The 331-nt window shown below is 67.4% G+C and carries 1 protein-coding gene; it reads right to left on the bottom strand.

From position 1 onward, the window contains the following. On the bottom strand, positions 1–331 hold a 331-nt coding region (locus UK12_RS34395), incomplete at both ends, for a hypothetical protein (protein ID WP_045307154.1).

Here is a 331-nt window from a genome sequence, read left to right as displayed (position 1 = left end):
CTTGAACAGCGCGTCCTCGTCCAGCCAGGACGCGTAGTCCGCGAACGGCACCCCCTTGACGATCCGGTCCCCCCAGAACGGCGGAGCCGGCACCCGGTTGTCCACCGCCACATCGGAACGGACCTGACCCAACCGCTCGGTGGGAACGGGAGCTTCCAACTCCACTCTGCGGTGGCGGCGTTGCTTCAGTTCCGGCAGGCTCGCACCGGGCACTCCGCGTTTGATGCCCATGAGCGCGTCCATCAGGCGGAGTCCTTCGAAGGCGTCGCGGGCGTAGCGGACTTCGCCTTCGTAGATGGCGTGGAGGTCCTGTTCGACGTAGGCGCGGGTG

The sequence above is a fragment of the Saccharothrix sp. ST-888 genome (genome assembly GCF_000955975.1).
Classification (GTDB): domain Bacteria; phylum Actinomycetota; class Actinomycetes; order Streptomycetales; family Streptomycetaceae; genus Kitasatospora.
This window is presented reverse-complemented; position numbering and strand designations above follow the sequence as displayed.